Genomic DNA, 18,991 nt, shown 5'->3' with positions numbered 1-18,991 from the left:
CGAGATCGCACCCCAGCTCACCGACGAAATCCGGAAGGCCAAGGGCTGAGGCGTTCCGGCTGGGGCGGATCAGGTCCGCGGCACGGCGTTCGGCACGACGAGATCGGCCGCAACGCTGTGCTCCCGTACCAGCCAGACGTTGGGCAGGTCGTTGCCTTCCATTTTCGCCCGGAGCGCCTGCGCGTCATAGTTGAAGCCCTGCCAGCGGGCGACGAGCCGCTGCTCGATGATGTCCCACGGCACGTCGAGCATGACGGTGAGGTCGAAGCAGGTGCGCAGCGGTGCCCAATCGGGATCGTCGAGCAGCAGGTAATTGCCCTCGACGATCACTCGCCGCACCGTGCCGGGAATGACCCGCGCTCCGGCGCGGGCGATCTCCAGCGCGCGGTCGAACACCGGCACCACGACGTCGCGCCCGTCATCCAGCCTCAGCCGGTCCAGCATCGCCTTGAGGCCATCGACGTCGAAGGTGTGCGGGGCGCCTTTCCGGGCCCGATGGCCGCGCGCCTCCAGCAGCATGTCGTCGAAATGATAGCCGTCCATCGGCAGGACGGCGGTGCTGCCGCCCTCCTCTCTGTTGAGCCGGCTTTCCAGTTCGTCCGCGAAGCTGCTCTTGCCGGCCCCCGGGGGGCCGGCGATGGCGATGAGGCTGCGGCGCTCGCGCGGCAGGCCGGCGATCCGGTCCAGCAATTCCATAAAGCTTGCCGCCCCGCTCACGGGAGGCGGCTCCGTTCGCGGGCCTGCCGCTCGGCCTCCTGCGCGGCCTTGAGCTGCACCTTCGTGTAGGCGAGCGCATGGCTGGCAAGGTCGAAACTGTCGTCCCACAGATTGCGCCAGATGCCGAGAATGCCTTCCAGCGGCTGGCCGACGACGCGCGAGGAGAAGCTCTCGAAGGTGATCGGGCCCTGATAGTTCGCCTTCACCAGCGCACGGAACACGCCGGCGAGGTCGATGGATCCCGAGCCCATATAGCCGCGATGGGAATCGCCGGTGTGGAAATAGCCGATCCAGTCGCCGGTCTCGATGATGGCGGCCGGAATGTCCGATTCCTCGATGTTCATGTGATAGACGTCGAGATGTACCTTCACATTCGGTGCGCCGACGCGCTTCGCCATCTCCACGCCCTGTGCGGCGGTGTTGCAGATATTGGTCTCGTAGCGGTTCACCACCTCCAGCACGAGGGTGATGTCGCTCTGCGCCGCCACCTCGGCGACTTCGGCCAGCGTCTGCGCGGATTGGCGTACGCCTTCCGCGGTCGGCCCGGTGGCGTATTTGCCGAAGCCCGAATAGAGAATGCCGCCGATGATGGAGCCGCCGCAGTCGCGGCACACCCGCACGGCGTCGAGCAGCTTCGCCTTGCCGCGGGCCCGCTTCTCCGGGTCGCACGAGGAGATGTCGCTGTCGAAATCGAGGCCGAGCGAGAAGTTGATGCCGATGCCGGCGGCGTCGAGCTGGCGGCGGGTGAAGACGGGGTCGATCAGGCTGGGGTCGAGCGCCGGTGCTTCGATAAAGTCGAAGCCGACTTCCGCGGTGCGGGCGATGGCGCGCGCGCACTCCTCGTGGCTCCAGCCGGCTTCCCACACCAGCGCATGCACGCCGAGCTTGTTCATGTCGTTTCCTCCTCACCCAACAGGTCCGTGCGAATGCTGCGCCAGACCATTGCGCACCATGTTTGACACAGAAGAAGGCGGTGTCTAGCCTGAAATGAAACGTTTTACGACATGGAGACGCGCGCCGTGACGCCCCGAAGCCCGACCATCCGCATGGTTGCCGAAAGGGCTGGCGTGTCGCTGGCGACGGTTTCCAATGTGCTCAACGGCAAGCCTTCCGTCTCGCCCGATTATGCCGCGCGGGTCATGGAGGCGGTCGAGGCGCTCGGCTATGTGCCGGATCTTGCGGCCTCCCGGCTGCGCTCCGGCAAGGCGGCGCTCGCCGGGGTCGTGGTACCCGATCTCGGCAACCCGATGTTCGCGCGCTTCGTCTCGGTGCTGGAGCATGTTGCCCGGGAGGACGGTTTCGATCTGGTCGTCGTGTCCTCGCGCAACGATCCGGCCGAGGAGGCGGACCGCCTTGCCAATATCCGTGCGTGGCGGCCCTCGGGCGTCATCGTGCTGCCCTGTGACGGTGCGCTCGCCGCTCGCCTGCCCGCGGGCTGGACGGCGCCGATTGTGGTGGCGGACCGGATTCCGGATGACGGGCGCTTCGACCTCGTTGCGGTCGACAACGGGCCGGCGGCGGCACAGGTGACCCGTCATCTTGCCGGGGCCGGCTGCCGGACATGCCTCGTTGTTGCCACCAGCCTCGCGATCAGCAACATGCGCGAACGGTGGGAGGGCGCGCAGGTAGGGGCGGGGGCGATGGAACTCGCACTCGCCGAGGTGGGCGACGATCCGGCCTCCGGTGTCGCGAGGCTATCCGGTCGTCTGTCTGGCACCGGACGACCCGATGCGCTGTTCGCGCTGGAGCAGATGACCTCTCTGGCGCTCTACCCCCTTCTCGGCAGCCTCGGCCTCGTCGTGCCGGCCGACATCGCCTATGCAAGCTTCGACGAGATGGAATGGATGCGGCTGGTGACCCCGCCGCTCACCGCCGCCCGCCAGCCGGTCGAGGCGATGGCGCAGGCCGCATGGACCCGCCTGCGCGCCAGAATGGCGGGCGATGCCGGGCCGCCAGCGACGATCCGGCTCGCCTGCACGGTGACGCTGCGCGGCTCGACGCCGCCGGCTGCCTCGCCCGGGCCCGCGCTCACACCGAGCGGGTCAGGCCGCCATCGACCCTGATGTTCTGGCCGGTGATGTAGCCGGCCCCTTCCGAGAGCAGGAAAGCGACGGTGGCGGCGATCTCCTCCGAGGTGCCATAGCGCTGCATCGGCACCGAGGCGCGGCGTTCCTCGACCTTGGGCAGGCTGTCGATCCACCCGGGCAGCACGTTGTTCATGCGCACATTGTCGGGCGCATAGGTGTCGGTGAATATCTTGGTGTAGGCGGCAAGGCCGGCGCGGAACACGGCGGAGGTCGGGAACATTGCCGCCGGCTCGAAGGCCCAGGCGGTCGAGATGTTGACGATCGCCCCGCTCTTCTGCGCCTGCATGACCGGCGCGACGAGGCGCACCGGGCGGATGACGTTCATCAGATAGGTGTCGAGACCCTTGTGCCAGTCCTCGTCGGTGATGGCGATGATCTGTGCACGGGGGCCGTGGCCGGCGCTGTTCACCAGCGCGTCGATCCGGCCCCAGCGTTCCATCACCGTGTCGACCAGGCGCTTCAGGTCGTCGTTGGACTGGTTGGAGCCGGTCACACCGATGCCGCCGAGCTCGGCTGCCAGCGCCTCGCCCTTGCCGGAGCTCGACAGGATGGCGATCGTGTAGCCGTCCGCGGCCAGTCTTCGGGCGCAGGCCGCGCCCATGCCGCTGCCGCCTGCTGTCACGATCGCAACCTTGTTCTCATTCATGGCCGGCGTCTTCCCGTTGCTCGCGCGCCCCAGCGGCGCGTAGGGCAGGTGTAGCGCCGAACTTTGACGCCGCGAAGCGGGGTCTTCGCCTGGAACGGTGCAGATCATTGGCCTATCGGCGCGCTTGCGTGGTATGAGGTGCGCGGCGCGCATGCCCACCTTGCCGGCGAGAGGTCAATCCGTCCGATGGTTGCGTTCGACGCCGCATCCATGTTCCCGGACCCGTCCACTCCGACCCACGTTCCACAGAGGCTGAACCCGCTTGGCTTTCCTGACCACCAACCCGGCGCTTGCCCGTGCTCTCGCCGCGCGCGACTACACCGATCCCACCCGCGTGCAGAGCGCCGTGCTCGCCCCGGAGACGAAGGACCGCGACCTGCTGGTCTCGGCCCAGACCGGTTCCGGCAAGACGGTGGCCTATGGCCTCGCCATGGCGGAGACGCTGCTCGGCATCGAGGAGCGCTTCGGCCCGGCGGGTGCGCCGCTCGCGCTGGTCATCGCGCCGACGCGCGAGCTTGCGCTGCAGGTCCAGCGGGAATTCGTGTGGCTCTTTGCCGAGACCGGCGCGCGTATTGTCTCCTGCGTCGGCGGCATGGATCCACGGCAGGAGCAGCGCCGCCTCGCGGAGGGCGCCCATATCGTGGTCGGCACGCCGGGCCGGCTGCGCGACCATATGGAGCGCGGACGGCTCGACATGTCCGCGATCCGGGTCGTGGTGCTGGACGAGGCCGACGAGATGCTCGACCTCGGCTTCCGCGAGGACCTAGAGGTGCTTCTTGAAGCCACTCCGAGCGAACGTCGCAGCCTGCTGTTCTCCGCCACCCTGCCGCGCGGCATCGCCACGCTGGCCGAGCGCTACCAGCGCGGTGCGCTGCGCATCGAGGTGGCGAGCGCCGAGGGCGGCCACGCCGATATCGCCTATCGCGCCATCCGCACCGCGCCGAAAGAGGTGGAGCACGTGGTGGTGAACGTGCTGCGCGAGCACGATGCGCCCTCGGCCATCGTGTTCTGCAACACCCGCGAGGCCGTGCGCCATCTGACGGCGACATTGCAGGAGCGGCAGTTCTCCGCTGTTGCGCTTTCGGGCGAACTCAGCCAGAACGAGCGCAACCATGCTTTGCAGGCGCTGCGCGACGGCCGGGCCCGGGTCTGCGTTGCGACGGATGTGGCCGCGCGCGGCATCGACCTGCCGAATCTCAGCCTCGTGATCCACGCCGAGCTGCCGAAGGATGCCGAGACGCTGCAGCACCGCAGCGGCCGGACCGGACGCGCCGGGCGCAAGGGCGTGAGCGTGCTTCTGGTGCCGCCCTTCCGCCGTCGCCGCGCACAGGATCTGCTCGCCGTGGCCGGCGTCGAGACGCAGTGGTCCGCCCCGCCGACCGCGGAGGAGATTCGCGCGCTGGACCAGGAACGGATGCTGCGCGACCCGCTTCTGGCCGATGCGCCGGGGGAAGACGACCTCGCCGCCGGGCAGCTCCTGCTGTCCGCCTACACCGCCGAGCATCTGGCGGCGGCGCTGGCCCAGCTCTATCGCTCTGGTCTTCCTGTCCCGGAGGAGGTGGTCGATCCGGGCGAAACGCGGGTGAAGAACGAGCGTGTGCGGCGCCCCGTCGAGGGCACGCCGATGCAGTGGTTCCGGCTCAATATCGGCCGTCGTAACAACGCCGACCCGAAATGGCTGTTGCCCCTGATCTGCCGGCGCGGAAACGTGACCCGGGCCGATATCGGGGTCATCCGCATCTTCGACAACGAGACCGCCTTTGAGATTGGCGCTGATGCAACGGAGCGCTTTCTCGCCGGGCTGCGCAAGCCGGGCGGCGAGGATGTCGTCATCGAGCCGCTGGCCGAGGCCCCGAGCGGCCGCCCGACGGCACGTCCGGCGCCGCGCACCGGCATGAAGCCGCGCGGCCCGCGTCGTGACGAGGCGGGCTCGGGCACGTGGGACCCCCAGGCCGAGCGCCCCCACAGGGCGCCGCGCCGCGAGGCACCGCACCGCGCGCAGGAGACGGGCGAGGATTCCCGTCGTCAGGTCGCGGCCGATACTGCGGCACCGGTCCGGGAGCGGAGCCGCGAAGCCCGTCACGAGATGCCGCGGCAGGCGCCGGACGAGGCGCGCTTCGCGGACAAGCCGCCGCGCGGCAAGCCTTACCGGGATAGCAAGGGTAAATCCGATCGTTCTGCGGCTCCGGCAGGCGAATGGCGCGGGAAGTCGTCGCATCGCGGCGATGAACCGCGCGGCGAGGCAAAGCCGTTCCGCAAGCGCGAGGAGCAAGGCGCCGCCAAGCCGTTCCGCTCCGGTCCGCGCGAGGAGGGCGGCACCTCGGCCTATCGCAAGGCGCGTCCGGCGGGAGACGCTCCTGCGCGTCCGGCAGCCAAGCCGGCTGGGAAGGGGCCGGGCAAGGCGTTCGGCAAGCCGGGCGGGAAGGGGTCGGGCAAGCCGGCCGGCAAGCCCGGCAAGAAGCCTCCAAGGTCCTGATATCCCCCGCTTCGCGGCCCTGATATCCCTCGTCGGCCTTCACGCCGTCGGACGACCTGCGAAGGCGGCTTCGATCCTCAATGGACGGTGGCCGCCGTCAGATGCTGCCGTCGCTTGCGCACCAGCCGGCTTTCCCAGAAGCCGGCCAGCAGCATCACCAGAGTGGTGAGCCAGCCCATCGCCAGAAGGTCCACCGTGAAGGCCAGCGGCAGCAGCGCGACGAGCGCGATGACGGCGGCGATGTGCGAGATCGGCACCACGCCGTAGACCACTTTCTTGTAGGCCGCGCTGCCCAGCAGATAGAGCGCCGGACCCCCGCAGAGAGCCAGAGCCGAGCCCAGGGTGAGGTGCTCGTGGGGATGGGCGAGAACGAGGTCGTTGCCGACCGCGGTCGCCACGATTCCGGCGACCAGTATGGCGTGGACATAGTGGAACGCGGCGCCGATGCGGCCCGGATCGTGCGAATGGGTGATGAACTCGGTGGCGTCTTTGCTCGACGTGCCGAAATAGAGCCACCACATAGCGAGCGTGCCGAAAAAGGTGGCGAGCATCGCCGAGAGGATGGCCGGCTGCCACACATCGGCATCGGCCAGCGTCGCGCCTGTCGCCAAAAGAGTTTCGCCCAGCGCGACGATGACGAAGAGCTGGCAGCGTTCCGCCAGATGCCCGCCCTCGATGGTCCATTCGCTCGTGCGGGAGCGCCCGAGGCCGGGCAGTGCGAAGCCGAACATCGGCGAGACATATTCGCAGGCCACCGCGATGGCCCACAGGCCGGCGCGCCACCAGTGCTCGGCGAAGGCCCCGCCGATCCAGAACACGGCGGCAATAGAGAGCCAGCCCAGCATGCGGCGATGATTGGCGGCCAGCGGATGGTCGGGCCCGAGCCGCCAGACGATGTAGGCGGTGCGACCGACCTGGATCGCGACATAGGCCGCCGCGAAGACGAGGCCGCGTTCCTCGAAGGCGCCGCTGATGGAGGACGCCATGATCAGCGCGGCGAGCATCGTCATGAACAGCAGTCCGCGGATCTGCGGCGTCTCCGGATCGAACCAGTTCGTCAGCCAGCAGGTATATTGCCAGCCGAGCCACACGGCGAACCAGAGGATCAGCGTCTGGATCAACCCGGTGAAGCTCAGATGATGCAGAAGTTCGTGGCTGAGCTGGGTGATCGCGAAGACATAGACGAGGTCGAAGAACAGCTCTTCATAGGTCACCCGCGCGTGGTGGCCGTCGCGGCGGCGCAGCAGCGGATGAGAAGGTGCGGGCCGGTCGTTCATGGCGCCTCGCCGTGCTGATCAGGATGGAAGATGTCCGGCCGACGTTTCGTCGGCCGGAACCTCTCGCCTCTTTCTCGCACAGCGAGCCCGTGCCCATAAAGCGCCTCATGGCCGACGACGGTGCGTCAGCTTCGCCCCGGCAGCCGGATCGCGTCGCAGCTAGGCCGCGGCCGTTTCGCTCTCCGCCGATGCCGCATCGAGTTGCGCAATGGCCTCCCCATCCAGCCTTAGGCGGCACGCTGCGGGAAGGTCAGCGAGCTGGGTAAGACTGGTGGCGCTGGCGATGGGGGCGGTGATGCTGGGGCGCGCGATCAGCCAGGCCAGCGCGACCTGCGTCGGATTCGATCCGGTTTCCTCCGCCACGCGGTCGAGGGCACCGAGGATCCGGAAACCGCGCGGCGTGAGATAGGATTCGATCGCGCCCCCGCGCGCTGCGCTCTTGCCGAGATCGGCGCCTGACCGGTACTTGCCGGTGAGGAAGCCCTTGGCGAGCCCGTAATAGCTCATGACTCCCAGCCCGCGGTCGGCGCAGAGCGGTTCCAGCTCGGCCTCATAGCCGGCGCGGTCATAGAGATTGTAGCCCGTCTGCAGGCAAGCGAAGCGCGGCAGACGGTTGGCATCCGATGCGTCGAGGCTGGCGGCGAGCCGGTCCGGCGCATAGTTCGAGGCGCCGATCGCGCGGATCTTACCGGCCCGGATCAGCGTGTCGAACACGGCGAGGGTTTCTTCCGGCGGGGTGACCTTGTCGTCGTAATGGACGTAATAGAGGTCGATGGTCTCGATCCCCAGTCGCCGCAAAGACGCATCGACCGCCTTCGGCAGATAGCTTGCATCCGCCTTTGCATCGGCGAAAGCATCGGGGGCGCCCGGAGCGCCTCCCTTGGTGTGGATGATAACGTCGTCGCGGCGGCCGCGGCGTTTCAGCCAGCGTCCGATGATCGTCTCCGACTCGCCGCCGTGATTACCCGGCGCCCAGTAGGAATAGATGTCGGCGGTGTCGATCGCGTTCAGGCCCTGCTCCACCGCTGCATCGAGCAGGGCGAAGGAGGTCGCCTCGTCCGCTCCCCAACCGAACACGTTGGCACCGAGGATGAGCGGCGGCAGGCCGGGAAAGGCGGCGGGGTTCGCGGTCATGGGCGGATCCTTGCTGGGCTGGCCGGCATCGCCCCCATGGAGCGCCGGTCCGGATGAATCGGCCGGCATTGTTCCACGATCCCGATCGAGGCGGGAACCCGCGGGCGTGCATGGCCGCTCCGCCGGAGCGGGATCTCACCGGCATGTGAGGGAGCGGTCCGGCATTCGCTCAGAACGAGCCCACCAGGGAGCCCAGCGCGATCACGACCACGAGCCCGATCAACGCGCCGACGATGCCCACCATCACGATGTCCTTGTAGCTCTCGCGATGGGTGGTGCCGCACACCGCCAGCAAGGTGACGACGGCGCCGTTGTGGGGAAGGCTGTCGAGCGTGCCCGAGCCGATCACCGCCACGCGGTGCATCAGTGCAGGGTCGAGCCCGGTTGCTGCGGCTATCTGCATATAGGTAGGGCCGAGCGCGTCGAGCGCGATGGTGAGGCCGCCCGATGCCGAGCCGGTGAGGGCGGCAAGGATGTTGGTGGCCACGGCGAGCGAAACCAGCGGGCCGCCGTCGATGCCGAGCACCCAGTCGCGCACCGCCTCGAAGGCCGGCAGCGCCGCGACCACGGCGCCGAAGCCGACCAGACTGGCGACGCTGAACACGGGTAGGACGGAGGCGTTTGCACCGGCGTCCAGCGTGGTGCGCAGGCTCGGCAGCCGGCGGGCATTGACGGCGAGCGCCGTGAGGATCGCGGCGCAGAGCGCCACCACCACCGACCACACCCCGCCGACGGCGGAAAGGGAGGTTCCGCCCCAGCGCGGCTCGGCGAGGTAGGACACGTCCATGCGCGGCAGGATGACGAGCGACATCAGCAGGTTGACCGCCACTACCACGATGAGTGGCAGGGCGGCGAGCCCGATGGAGGGCTCGCTCGGAGCATGAGCGCCGCGCTTGATCTCGGCCGGGTCGAACTCCCGCGCGGTGCTCGCGCGCTCGCGCACGATCGGGTCGTCGGCGGCGGCTTCCGCCGGCGCCGCTACCTCGCCCGGCCCGAAACCCTCCCCGGCGGCGCGCGCCTTCTTCTCCATCAGATTCAGCCACCACAGGCCGAACCCCAGCATGATGGCGGAGGCGAGGATTCCGAGGCCCGGAGCGGCGAAGGGCGTCGTGCCGAAGAACGGCATCGGGATCGCGTTCTGGATCGACGGCGTGCCCGGCAGGGCCGACATGGTGAAGGTGGAGGTGCCGAGCGCGATGGCGGCGGGCATCAGCCGGCGCGGCACGCCTGCGGCGCGGAATAAAGCGAGGCCCATCGGCGCAAGTACGAAGAAAGCGACGAACAGGCTTACGCCGCCATAGGTGACGAAAGCGCCGGCGAGCACGACGGCGAGCACCGCGCGCCCGGCTCCGAGCTTCTGCGTCATGTAGTCGGCGATCCGGGTGACCGAGCCGGTATCGTCCATCACCTTGCCGAACACGGCGCCGAGCAGGAACAGCGGGAAGAATTGCGCCACGAAACGCGCCGCGCTGCCCATGAAGGTCTGGGTCCAGTGCGCGAGCAGCGGCTCGCCGGAAAAGGCGGCGGCGACCAGAGCCGCAAGCGGAGCGAGCAGCAATACGCTCCAGCCCCGGAACGCGAGCGCGACGAGCAGGCCGAGGCCTGCGAGAATACCGATGAAACCCATCGCCAGCGGTCCTTCTCACACGCCTTCGAGCAGGCGGTCGATGTCGAGGGTCGAACGGCGGCCGATATCGGCTCCGTTCTCAGCGAGGAAGCTGTCGGCGGCTGCACGCCCGTCGGCGTGCAGCTTGGTCAGGAAGCTCCATTCGGCATTGAGCTTGGAGGAGTAGCCGAGGTCGGCCATCACCGTGTTGCGTACCATATGGATGCGCATCTTCGCCCATTGCGCTCCTTCGCTGTTGCCGGGGTCGGCGACCTTGCGCATCAGCGCCATCATCCGCAGCTCCTTGAGCAGCACCGCGTTGAAGGACACTTCGTTGAGCCGGTTCAGGATGTCGCGCGCATTGTCCGGCGTGCCCGGCCGCTCGACCGGGTTGATCGGCACCAGGATGGTGTCGTCCGACTCGAGTTCGCGCACCAGAGGGGTCATGGTCGGGTTGCCGGCATAGCCGCCGTCCCAATAGGGTTCGCCGTCGATTTCGATCGCCTGGAACAGCGTCGGCAGGCAGGCGGAAGCGAGCAGGACCTCCGGCGTGATCTCGTCATTGCGAAACACCCGGCCGCGTCCGGTGCGCACATTGGTTGCGGTGATGAAGAGCTTGATCGGAGCGGTCTTCAGCCGCTCGAAATCGATGACTTCAGCGAGAATCTCACGCAGCGGGTTGCGGCCGCCGGGATTGAGGTCATAGGGCGAATAAAGGCGCGACATCAGGTCCATGGCGATGAACATGGGCGAGTTGTCGAGCGTCCAGCGCCCGAGCAGCCGGTCGAGCGGGGCGCGCTGGAACGGCGAGAAGCGGGCCGATTCCGAAACCATGGTCCAGAACCGGGTGAGGGCCGCCCGCGCGCCTTCCGGTCCGCCGGCCGCGTGGCCGTCCGCCAGCACGGCGGCGTTCATGGCCCCCGCGGAGGTGCCGGAAATGCCCTCCACCTCGAGCCAATCCTCTTCCAGCAGCCTGTCGAGCACACCCCAGGTGAAGGCGCCGTGTGAGCCGCCGCCCTGAAGGGCAAGGTCGACCTTCAGCGGTTGGCGTGGCAATCCATCCGAAGCATCCTCGTCCTGGCGAGGCTTGGTGGCGTCGGGCATGGCTTCCCCCCGGAAATGGTGCCGGATTGCCGTGGCTGGCCCGGCTTATGGAACCGGCGCATGCCTCATTCTCGCTGCGATGCAACATAATCCTGCATTGCAGCATTCCACGAAGTCTGAGGACACCACACCGGCGTCGGGTCACGAGCTAAGCCGTTTTCGGACGGCGCAGCCTCAGGCGGAGGGCCCGCATGCGTGTGCGCAGCGGACGGTCCGGTAGCCGGATCGCGAGATGGGCGTTCAGGCGCCGGTCGGCCGCCCCGAAGCCGCCGCGCACGAGATTGATCATCACCCAGTAGATCCCCGCCGCGCACAGCAGAGGCGTGAAGGGATCGTAGGTTATGTAGAACACCTCGTTCGCGGCCGCCATCAGGTCGGTGACGGTGATGGCGCTGACCGCCGCCGTGCTCTTTATGATGATGACGACCTCGTTCTGATATGATTTGAGGGCCAGACGACCGGCCATGGGCAGCCGCACCGCGAAGAACAGGCGCGCCGGCGAGAAGCCCAGCGCTCGCCCGGCCTCCACCACACCCGTCGGCACCGCGGCGAGGCCGCCGCGCAGGATCTCCGCCACATAGGCCGAGTGCACCAGCGCGAATCCGATGACGGCACAGGGATAGGCGTGGGAAAGGACCGGCCACAGGAAGCTCGCGCGCACCGCGGCAATGACCCCGAGCCCGCTATACACAAGATAAAGCAGGATCAGGCTGGGCGTGCCTCGAAAGAAGGCGACATAGGCAAAGGCCGCCGCGGCGGTGAGGCGATGCTCCGACAGGCGGCCAAGGGCGACCGGGATGGCGATGACCATACCGAGCATGAGGATCGGCACGGTGAGGCCGATCGTCATGGCTGCGCCGCGCAGGAGGGCGGGGAGGCTTTCCGCGGCGAGCGAGGGGTCGAACCAGGACATGCGCGTGCTCTCAGCTCCGGGCCGCCTGCATGCCGCGGGCGACATGCCGATCGAGCCAACCGGACACATGCAGCGTGAGACCGTTCATGAAGACGAAGAACAGCGCCGCCGCGATATAGAAGAGGAACGGCTCCTTGGTGACGCCGGCCGCCATCTTCGCCTGGGCGATGATGTCCTTGAGACCGACCAGCGAGATAAGGGCGGTGTCTTTCAGAACGACGATCCAGAGATTGACGAGCCCCGGCAAGGCAAGGCGAGTCGCCTGCGGAGCGATGACGAGGCTCCACATCTGAAGACGCGAAAGCTGCAGCGCCTGTGCCGCTTCGAACTGGCCGCGCGGCACATTGAGGATCGCCGCGCGCACACCTTCGGCGAGATAGGCGCTATAGACGACCCCAAGTCCGACGGCGCCGGCGGCGAAGGGGGTCACCTGCACCCGGACCGATACGCCCATCAGCCGCAAAGCGGCGCTCACCATCTCGGCCCCGCCGAAATAAATGAGAAAGATCACAAGAAGCGCTGGCACGCTCATGAAGCAGGAGGCGTAGAGGCGCCACAGCGTCCAGCGCACGCCGAAAGGCCGGAGCGTCGCCACCGCGATCAGGACGCCGCAGATCAGGCTGGTAAGATAGCCGACCACCGCCAGCGACATGGTGAGCAGTGCGCCGTAGAAGAGCTCGTCGCCATAGCCCTGGTCCCCGAAGCTCAGCAGATGCATCGACCCATTCTCCGATCCCGGATGGCGGGGAAGGGGCGCGCACCTGTGACGGCGCGCGCCCTATCGTCACGAAGCTGCCGTCACGAAGCGACCGTCACGACTTGCGGTCGGCGCAGGCCTGCTCGGCCGGCACGATCGCGACCGGTACGAACTGGGCGCGGATCCTGGTGAACGTGCAGTCCTCGATCATGCTCTTGAGCGCGGCATTCATGCGGTCGAGCAGTGGCTGGCTGTCCTTGCGCACGATCCAGCTCGAACCCCGCAACGCCACCGGAATGCTCTGGTCGCCGGTCCATATTTCGCCGCCGGCGAATTTGAAGTCCTTGCCCTCCGGCTTTGAGAGGAGCTCGATCGACCAGTTGATCCGCGGGCCGAGTGTCGCGTCGATGCGGCCCGCCAGCAGGTCGAGGCGGATCTGGTCGGGATTGTCGTAGGGCGTGATCTCGATGGCGTCGCCGAAGGTTTCGGTCAGATACTTGACCTGCACGGTCCCGCGCATCTGGCCGAACTTCATGCCCTTGGCGTTCTCTTTCGTCAGTTCGTCGGGTGCGCCGGCCTTCACCACGAAACCGTCCGGATTGTAGACGATCGGAATGGAGAACAGCGCACGTTCCTTTCGCTCCGCATTGGGCTTGATCTGCGTGGCGATGGCATCGAGCTTGTTCTGCAGCATGGCCGGGATCAGCGCCTTGAAGTCCATGGCGACGATCTCGCAGTCGGCATTCATGCGCTTGCACATTTCCCGCGCGAGTTCGGGTTCGACGCCGGTCAGCTTTCCGGCAGCGTCGGTAATGCTGAAGGGCGGATAGGAGCCTTCATTGCCGAGCACGAGCTTGTCGGCGAAAGCGGTGGTTGGCAGGAAGGCGGCGCAAAGAAGCGCCGCGCCGGCCAGGCGGCTCTTGGTGGTCATGGCTCAAGCCTCTGGGACAGGGGTTTCAGGGGCGGTCTTTGCCGCCTTGTCGAAGGCACGGAAGGAGCGGCCTCAGGCGTTGCCCACGTTTGCGAGCGACGCACCGACGAGTTCGACCGGCTTGTGGCTGAAGAGCGAGCCAAAACCGGTGACCGGCGCGCCCACTCCGGCAAGTCCGAGCGCATGCCAGAAGGAAGACTGGATCGCGCTCACCACCGGCACGCCGAGATCCTGCTCCAGCGCCTCGATGGCGCCGACCGTCGTGATGTTGGTGCAGCTGATGAACACGGCATCCGACGCCGGGTCGAACCGCTCGCGCGCGAAGCGGTAGATGCGATCCAGCGGGATCAGGCCGAGCTCGATGTCGTCCGTCACGCCGAGACCGTGTGCGCCCAGCACCGAGATGCCGTTGGCCTCGAAGAAGGCCCTGCCACGGGCGGTTACCTCGTCGATATAGGGACCGATGAAGGTCATGCGGCGTACGCCAAGCGTATGCAGGGCGGTGAGCGCGGCGGTCGAGGCGGTGGTGACCGGGATGTCGCCCATCACCGAGCGCATGCGCTGGGCAACGATGTCGTTGAAGCCGCGGCCTTCGAGAAAGCTCGCGCTGGTGCCGCCGAAGACACACGCATCGAGCGGCGCGGTCGCAAGAAGTTCGGCAGCGTCCTCAAGCGGGCCGCGGGCCATCATGTTGCGGATGCCGTCGGGCGAGGCCTTCTGGAACGGGATCCGCGTGGTGTGGATGGAGACGCCTTCAGGAGCCATGGCGTAGAACTCCGGCTCCATCACCGTGCTCGAGGCCATATAGATGAGGCCGATCCTGGCGCGCCAGCCCGTAAAGTCACGCATCCTGTTCTCCCGCCGTGGCCGACGCCTCCGCCCCCAGGGAAGAAGATCGTCAGCCTCCAATTTGATCGTGATCAATGTTGGGGCAGGAGTTGACGAAGGGAAAATATAGTCTGCCGCTTATAAAGATAGGCAGGGCTGATGCACGCTCGGCAGAAGCAGCAAGCAGGAAGCTGCCGTCGGCGGGCTCCCGGAACCGGGTGTCGGGAGCCCGCTCGAAGGTTCAGCCGACCGGATAAGGCCGATGCAGGGTGACCTCGGGGTTGAGGCGCACGCCGAAGCCCGGCGTGTCGAGCGCGCTCGCCTTCATCCGCCCGTTCACCGGTACAGGCTCGTCGAGGAGCAGCGGCGTGAACATGGGCACCACCTGGTCCGGCACGGGGTGCATCATCAGGAACTCGGCGAAGGGCGAGTTCTGCCGGGTGATGACGAAGTGGTAGCTGTAGACGGAGGAGCCATGCGGCACCACCAGCTTGGAATGGGCGTCGGCGAGTGCCGAGATCTTGATGAGCTCGGTGACCCCGCCGCACCAGCCGACATCCGGCTGGATGATGTCGCAGCACTCCATCTCCAGCAGCAGGCGGAAGCCCCAGCGGGTAGCCTCATGCTCGCCGGTGGTGACCAGCATGCCCTTCGGGACGTTCCTGCGTAGCTCGGCATAGCCCCAGTAATCGTCCGGGGAGAGGCATTCCTCGATCCACTTCAGCCCATATTCCTGCGCCTTCCAGGCGAGCTTGGTGGCATAGTTCACGTCGAGGCTCATCCAGCAGTCATACATGAGCCAGAAGTCGTCGCCGCACCGCTCGCGCATGGTGGCGAGCAGCTCGATGTTCTTCTTCAGCCCTTCCTCGCCTTCGGCGGGGACATGATGGAGCGGCAGCTTGCCGCCGATGAAGCCCATCTGCTTGGCGAGGTCCGGTCGGGCGCCGGTCGCGTAGAACTGCAGCTCGTCGCGCACCGGGCCGCCGAGCAGGGCGTGGACCGGCTCCTTGCGAACCTTGGCGAGCAGGTCCCACAAGGCGAGATCGACGCCGGAAATGGTGTTCAACACCACGCCCTTGCGGCCGTAATACTGGGTGGAGAAATACATCTGGTCCCAGATCTTCTCGATCTCGGTGACCTTGCGCCCGATGAGGAAGCGGGAGAGATGCTTCTCCACGATGAAGGCGCCGATCTCGCCGGCGGTGGTCACTGCGAAGCCGACGGTGCCGTCATCGGCCTCGATTTCGACCACCAGCGTGCCGAGCACGTTGATGCCGAAGCTCTGACGGCTCTGCCGGTACTCGGGATACTTGCCCATCGGCGTGCCGATGTGGTCGTCGATCCAGTGGCCGGCACCCTGGTCGTGATAATCGGCGCCGCCGCCACGCACGGTGAAGGCACGCACGGCTTTGATGGTCGGCATGGTCATGGTCGTCGAAGCTCCCGGAAAGGCGGAGGTCCCGGCAAGGCGTCGTCGCCCGCCGGGATGGATCAGCGGTTCGTGACAGGCGCGCGCGCCTCGCGCCCGATGCCGGCCGCGGCCAGTGCGAAGACGAGGACCGCCCCGATCAGGGTCGTTCCGGCCAGCAGATAGAGGCCCGCCGAGGTCGAGGCGAAGGTTGTCTCGGCCCAGGTCTTCACATTCGGCGCGACGAAGCCGCCGAGCGAGCCGAGCGAGTTGATGAGCGCAATACCGCCCGCTGCCGCGATGCCGCCCAGATAGCCGGTCGGCAGGGTCCAGAAGATCGGCTGCACCGAGATGAAGCCGGCGGCGGCGAAGCAGAGCGCGAGCAAAGAGAGGACCGGCGAGTTGGTGGCGACGGAGGCGGCGATGCCGGCGGCGCAGACCACGAGGATGCCTCCCGCGAACAGCCGCCGCTCGCCCGTCCGATCCGACCAGCGCGGCAGGAAGTAGGTGGCGAGCATCGCGCAGAGCCACGGGATCGCGGTGACGAGCCCCACGGTGAAGCCGACCTTGGTGCCGAGCAGGCTGGCCACCTGGGTGGGCAGGTAGAAGACAACGCCATACACGCTCATCTGGATGATGAAGTAGATCAGCGCGAAATAGAGCACCCGGCCGTTCTTGAGTGCCGCCAGCGTGCCGCGCGGGCCATGGGCCTGCTTCACGTTCTCCTCGGCGGAGAGGGCGGCGTCCAGCGTCGCCTTCTCGGCACTGGTCAGCCACTTCGCCTCGTTCGGCCGGTTGTCGAGATAGAAATAGGCCCAGACGCCGACCAGCGTGGCGAGAAGCCCTTCCACCAGGAACATCCACTGCCAGCCATGCAGGCCCGAGAATCCGTCGAACTCCAGCAGCAGGCCGGATAGCGGCGAACCGAAGATGAAGGCCAGCGGCGCGCCGAAATAGAACAGGCCCATCGCCCGACCGCGGGCCATGGAGGGGAACCAGTAGGTGAGGTAGAGGATCACGCCGGGGAAGAAGCCGGCTTCGGCGATGCCGAGCAGCACGCGCAGGACATAGAAGACCGTCTCGGTATGGGCGAACATCATCGCCGCCGAGATCAGGCCCCAGGTCACCATGATGCGGGCCATCCAGATCCGGGCGCCGACGCGGTGCATGATGAGGTTCGACGGGACCTCGAACAGAGCGTAGCCGAGGAAGAAGATGCTCGCGCCGAATGCGAAGGCCGCATCCGAGATGCCGGTATCGGCCTGGAACGCTTTCTTCGCGAAACCGACATTGGCCCGGTCGAGAAAGGCCAGCACATACATGAGCAGCAGGAACGGCAGCAGCCGTTTCGTGACCTTGTCGATGGTCGCGCCGAGAGGCGCAGGCGTGGCGTTCATGGGATGCTTCCTCCCGGAAAAATGACGAGCGACCCCCTTGCGCGCCCAGCCCGTGCCGGGCGCGATGCGGTCTTGTTCAGGACGGATTGGGAGCGCCGGCGTGCGGCGCTCCGGATCAGTAGACGGCGCGGCCGCCCGAGATGTCGAAGACCGCTCCGGTCGAGAACGCGCAGTCCTCGGACGACAGCCACGCGATCAGCGCCGCGGCTTCCTCCACCTGCAGGAAGCGGTTCATCGGAATGCGCGAGAGCATGAAATCGATGTGCTCCTGCTTCATCTGGCTGAAGATCTCCGTCTTCGCCGCCGCGGGAGTAATGGCGTTGACGAGGATGTTGCTGGTCGCCAGCTCCTTGCCGAGCGACTTGGTGAGACCGATCAGGCCGGCCTTCGAAGCCGAGTAGTGCGAGGCGTTGGGGTTGCCTTCCTTGCCGGCGATCGAGGCGACGTTGACGATGCGGCCCCAGCCGTTCTTCAGCAGTTCGGGAACCACCGCCTTGCAGGTGAGGAAGGGTCCGACAAGATTCACGTCGACCACCCGGCGCCAGGTCTGCGTATCGAGCTCCCAGAGCTTGCCGTTGCCGCCGGTGATGCCGGCATTGTTGACGAGAATGTCGATCTTGCCGTGGGCGGCGACGACGGCGGCGGTCGCCGCCGTCACCGAGGCTTCGTCGGTCAACTCGACCACATGGGTCGAGACGGTGCCAAAGGCACCGAGTTCGCCGGCCGCCTGCTTCAGGCGCTCGGCGTCGATGTCCCACAGCGCCACCGCGGCGCCGGAATTGAGCATGCGCTCGGCGGTGGCGTAGCCGATGCCGCGGGCGCCGCCGGTGATGATGGCGACGCGGCACTTGAGGTCGAGAGCGTTCATGGCAGGCTCCTTCAGGCCGCGGCGACGGTGGTCTGCTGCTGCTCGCCGAGGCCGGCGATGGACAGGCGCATGGTCTGGCCGGCGGTGAGATAGACCGGCGGCTTCTGGCCGAGGCCGACGCCCGGAGGCGTGCCGGTGGAGATGATGTCGCCCGGCTGCAAGCTCATGAACTTGCTGATGTAGGACACGATGAACGGCACGTTGAAGATCATCGTACGGGTCGAGCCGTTCTGGTAGCGCTTGCCGTCGACCTCCAGCCACATGTCGAGCACGTGCGGGTCGGTGATCTCGTCGGTCGTCACCAGCCAGGGGCCGATCGGGCCGAAGGTGTCGCAACCCTTACCCTTGTCCCACTGCCCGCCGCGCTCGAGCTGGAAATGCCGCTCGGACACGTCGTTGATCACGCAATAGCCGGCTACGTGGTCATAGGCATTCTCGACCGAGACGTATTTCGCAGTCTTGCCGATGACGATGCCGAGCTCGACCTCCCAGTCGGTCTTCTGAGAACCGCGGGGAATCTCGACATTGTCATAGGGGCCGACGATGCAGTTCGGCGGCTTCATGAACAGCACCGGCTCGTCCGGGATCGCCATGCCGGATTCCGCGGCGTGGTCGGAGTAATTGAGGCCGACGCAGATGAACTTGCCGACGCCGCCGATGCAGGCGCCGATGCGGGGAGAGCCTTCCACCTTGGGCAGGCTCGCTGGATCCGCGGCGCGGATGGCGGCGAGGCCTTCCGGCAGCAGCGCCGCGCCGGCGATGTCCGGCACGATCCCTGAGAGATCGCGGAGCACGCCTGCGGCGTCGAGAAGGGCGGGACGTTCGCGGCCCGGTTCGCCATAGCGGACGAGCTTCATGATCGACTTCTCCTGCACACCCGCATCGTGCTTCCGGAGTCCGGG

Annotated in this window: 17 protein-coding genes; 2 read left to right on the top strand and 15 right to left on the bottom strand. The window is 67.2% G+C overall.

What is annotated here, in order from left to right:
* Positions 1–69 precede the first annotated feature (69 nt).
* The gene (locus MWN34_RS14930) at positions 70–717 is read right to left on the bottom strand and encodes a nucleoside/nucleotide kinase family protein (protein WP_247030104.1); all 648 of its coding nucleotides are present in this window, start codon (positions 715–717) and stop codon (positions 70–72) included.
* On the bottom strand, positions 714–1,610 hold the full coding sequence (locus MWN34_RS14925; protein ID WP_247030103.1) for a sugar phosphate isomerase/epimerase family protein: 897 nt from the start codon (positions 1,608–1,610) through the stop codon (positions 714–716). The genes MWN34_RS14930 and MWN34_RS14925 overlap by 4 nt, the downstream gene beginning before the upstream one ends.
* 126 nt (positions 1,611–1,736) lie before the next feature.
* Between MWN34_RS14925 and MWN34_RS14920 the strand changes: the two genes are divergently transcribed.
* Positions 1,737–2,780, top strand: a complete 1,044-nt coding sequence (locus tag MWN34_RS14920) for a LacI family DNA-binding transcriptional regulator (protein ID WP_247030102.1) — start codon at positions 1,737–1,739, stop codon at positions 2,778–2,780.
* Here MWN34_RS14920 and MWN34_RS14915 read toward each other — a convergent pair.
* The gene (locus MWN34_RS14915) at positions 2,746–3,450 is read right to left on the bottom strand and encodes an SDR family oxidoreductase (protein WP_247030101.1); all 705 of its coding nucleotides are present in this window, start codon (positions 3,448–3,450) and stop codon (positions 2,746–2,748) included. The genes MWN34_RS14920 and MWN34_RS14915 overlap by 35 nt on opposite strands.
* Before the next feature lie 262 nt (positions 3,451–3,712).
* Between MWN34_RS14915 and MWN34_RS14910 the strand changes: the two genes are divergently transcribed.
* A complete protein-coding gene (locus MWN34_RS14910) occupies positions 3,713–5,926 on the top strand; it encodes a DEAD/DEAH box helicase (RefSeq protein WP_247030100.1) in 2,214 nt (737 codons plus the stop codon).
* 77 nt (positions 5,927–6,003) lie between these two features.
* On the opposite strand, the gene MWN34_RS14905 is transcribed toward MWN34_RS14910, so the two are convergent.
* The 12 genes from MWN34_RS14905 to MWN34_RS14850 form a co-directional block, all read right to left on the bottom strand.
* Positions 6,004–7,203 (bottom strand): low temperature requirement protein A, encoded by a 1,200-nt coding sequence (locus tag MWN34_RS14905; RefSeq protein ID WP_247030099.1) that lies wholly within the window; start codon positions 7,201–7,203, stop codon positions 6,004–6,006.
* A 159-nt stretch (positions 7,204–7,362) separates the two neighbouring features.
* Positions 7,363–8,337, bottom strand: coding sequence for an aldo/keto reductase (locus tag MWN34_RS14900; RefSeq protein ID WP_247030098.1), 975 nt, complete (start codon positions 8,335–8,337; stop codon positions 7,363–7,365).
* A 169-nt stretch (positions 8,338–8,506) separates the two neighbouring features.
* Complete coding sequence (locus MWN34_RS14895) at positions 8,507–9,964, bottom strand: GntP family permease (RefSeq protein WP_247030097.1); 1,458 nt, start codon at positions 9,962–9,964, stop codon at positions 8,507–8,509.
* Positions 9,965–9,979: 15 nt separating this feature from the next.
* Positions 9,980–11,047 carry a patatin-like phospholipase family protein gene (locus tag MWN34_RS14890; RefSeq protein WP_247030096.1) on the bottom strand — a complete coding sequence of 356 codons (1,068 nt, stop codon included), beginning with the start codon at positions 11,045–11,047 and terminating at the stop codon, positions 9,980–9,982.
* 148 nt (positions 11,048–11,195) lie between these two features.
* Complete coding sequence (locus MWN34_RS14885; RefSeq protein ID WP_247030095.1) at positions 11,196–11,960, bottom strand: ABC transporter permease; 765 nt, start codon at positions 11,958–11,960, stop codon at positions 11,196–11,198.
* A 10-nt stretch (positions 11,961–11,970) separates the two neighbouring features.
* Entirely contained in the window at positions 11,971–12,678 is a 708-nt protein-coding gene (locus tag MWN34_RS14880) for an ABC transporter permease (RefSeq protein WP_247030094.1), read from the bottom strand.
* 94 nt (positions 12,679–12,772) lie between these two features.
* Positions 12,773–13,588 carry a transporter substrate-binding domain-containing protein gene (locus MWN34_RS14875; protein WP_247030093.1) on the bottom strand — a complete coding sequence of 272 codons (816 nt, stop codon included), beginning with the start codon at positions 13,586–13,588 and terminating at the stop codon, positions 12,773–12,775.
* 72 nt (positions 13,589–13,660) lie between these two features.
* The gene (locus tag MWN34_RS14870; RefSeq protein WP_247030092.1) at positions 13,661–14,437 is read right to left on the bottom strand and encodes a maleate cis-trans isomerase family protein; all 777 of its coding nucleotides are present in this window, start codon (positions 14,435–14,437) and stop codon (positions 13,661–13,663) included.
* A gap of 220 nt (positions 14,438–14,657) precedes the next feature.
* Positions 14,658–15,845 carry an L-rhamnonate dehydratase gene (gene rhmD, locus MWN34_RS14865; protein ID WP_247030091.1) on the bottom strand — a complete coding sequence of 396 codons (1,188 nt, stop codon included), beginning with the start codon at positions 15,843–15,845 and terminating at the stop codon, positions 14,658–14,660.
* 62 nt (positions 15,846–15,907) lie between these two features.
* On the bottom strand, positions 15,908–17,221 hold the full coding sequence (locus MWN34_RS14860) for an MFS transporter (protein WP_247030090.1): 1,314 nt from the start codon (positions 17,219–17,221) through the stop codon (positions 15,908–15,910).
* A 115-nt stretch (positions 17,222–17,336) separates the two neighbouring features.
* Complete coding sequence (locus MWN34_RS14855; RefSeq protein WP_247030089.1) at positions 17,337–18,089, bottom strand: SDR family NAD(P)-dependent oxidoreductase; 753 nt, start codon at positions 18,087–18,089, stop codon at positions 17,337–17,339.
* A gap of 11 nt (positions 18,090–18,100) precedes the next feature.
* On the bottom strand, positions 18,101–18,946 hold the full coding sequence (locus MWN34_RS14850) for a fumarylacetoacetate hydrolase family protein (protein WP_247030088.1): 846 nt from the start codon (positions 18,944–18,946) through the stop codon (positions 18,101–18,103).
* Positions 18,947–18,991: the final 45 nt, after the last annotated feature.

Source organism: Ancylobacter crimeensis (genome assembly GCF_023016805.1).
GTDB classification, from domain to species: Bacteria; Pseudomonadota; Alphaproteobacteria; order Rhizobiales; family Xanthobacteraceae; genus Ancylobacter; species Ancylobacter crimeensis.
The sequence above is the reverse complement of the archived record's forward strand: the minus strand, read 5'-3'. Positions and strand labels throughout refer to the sequence as shown.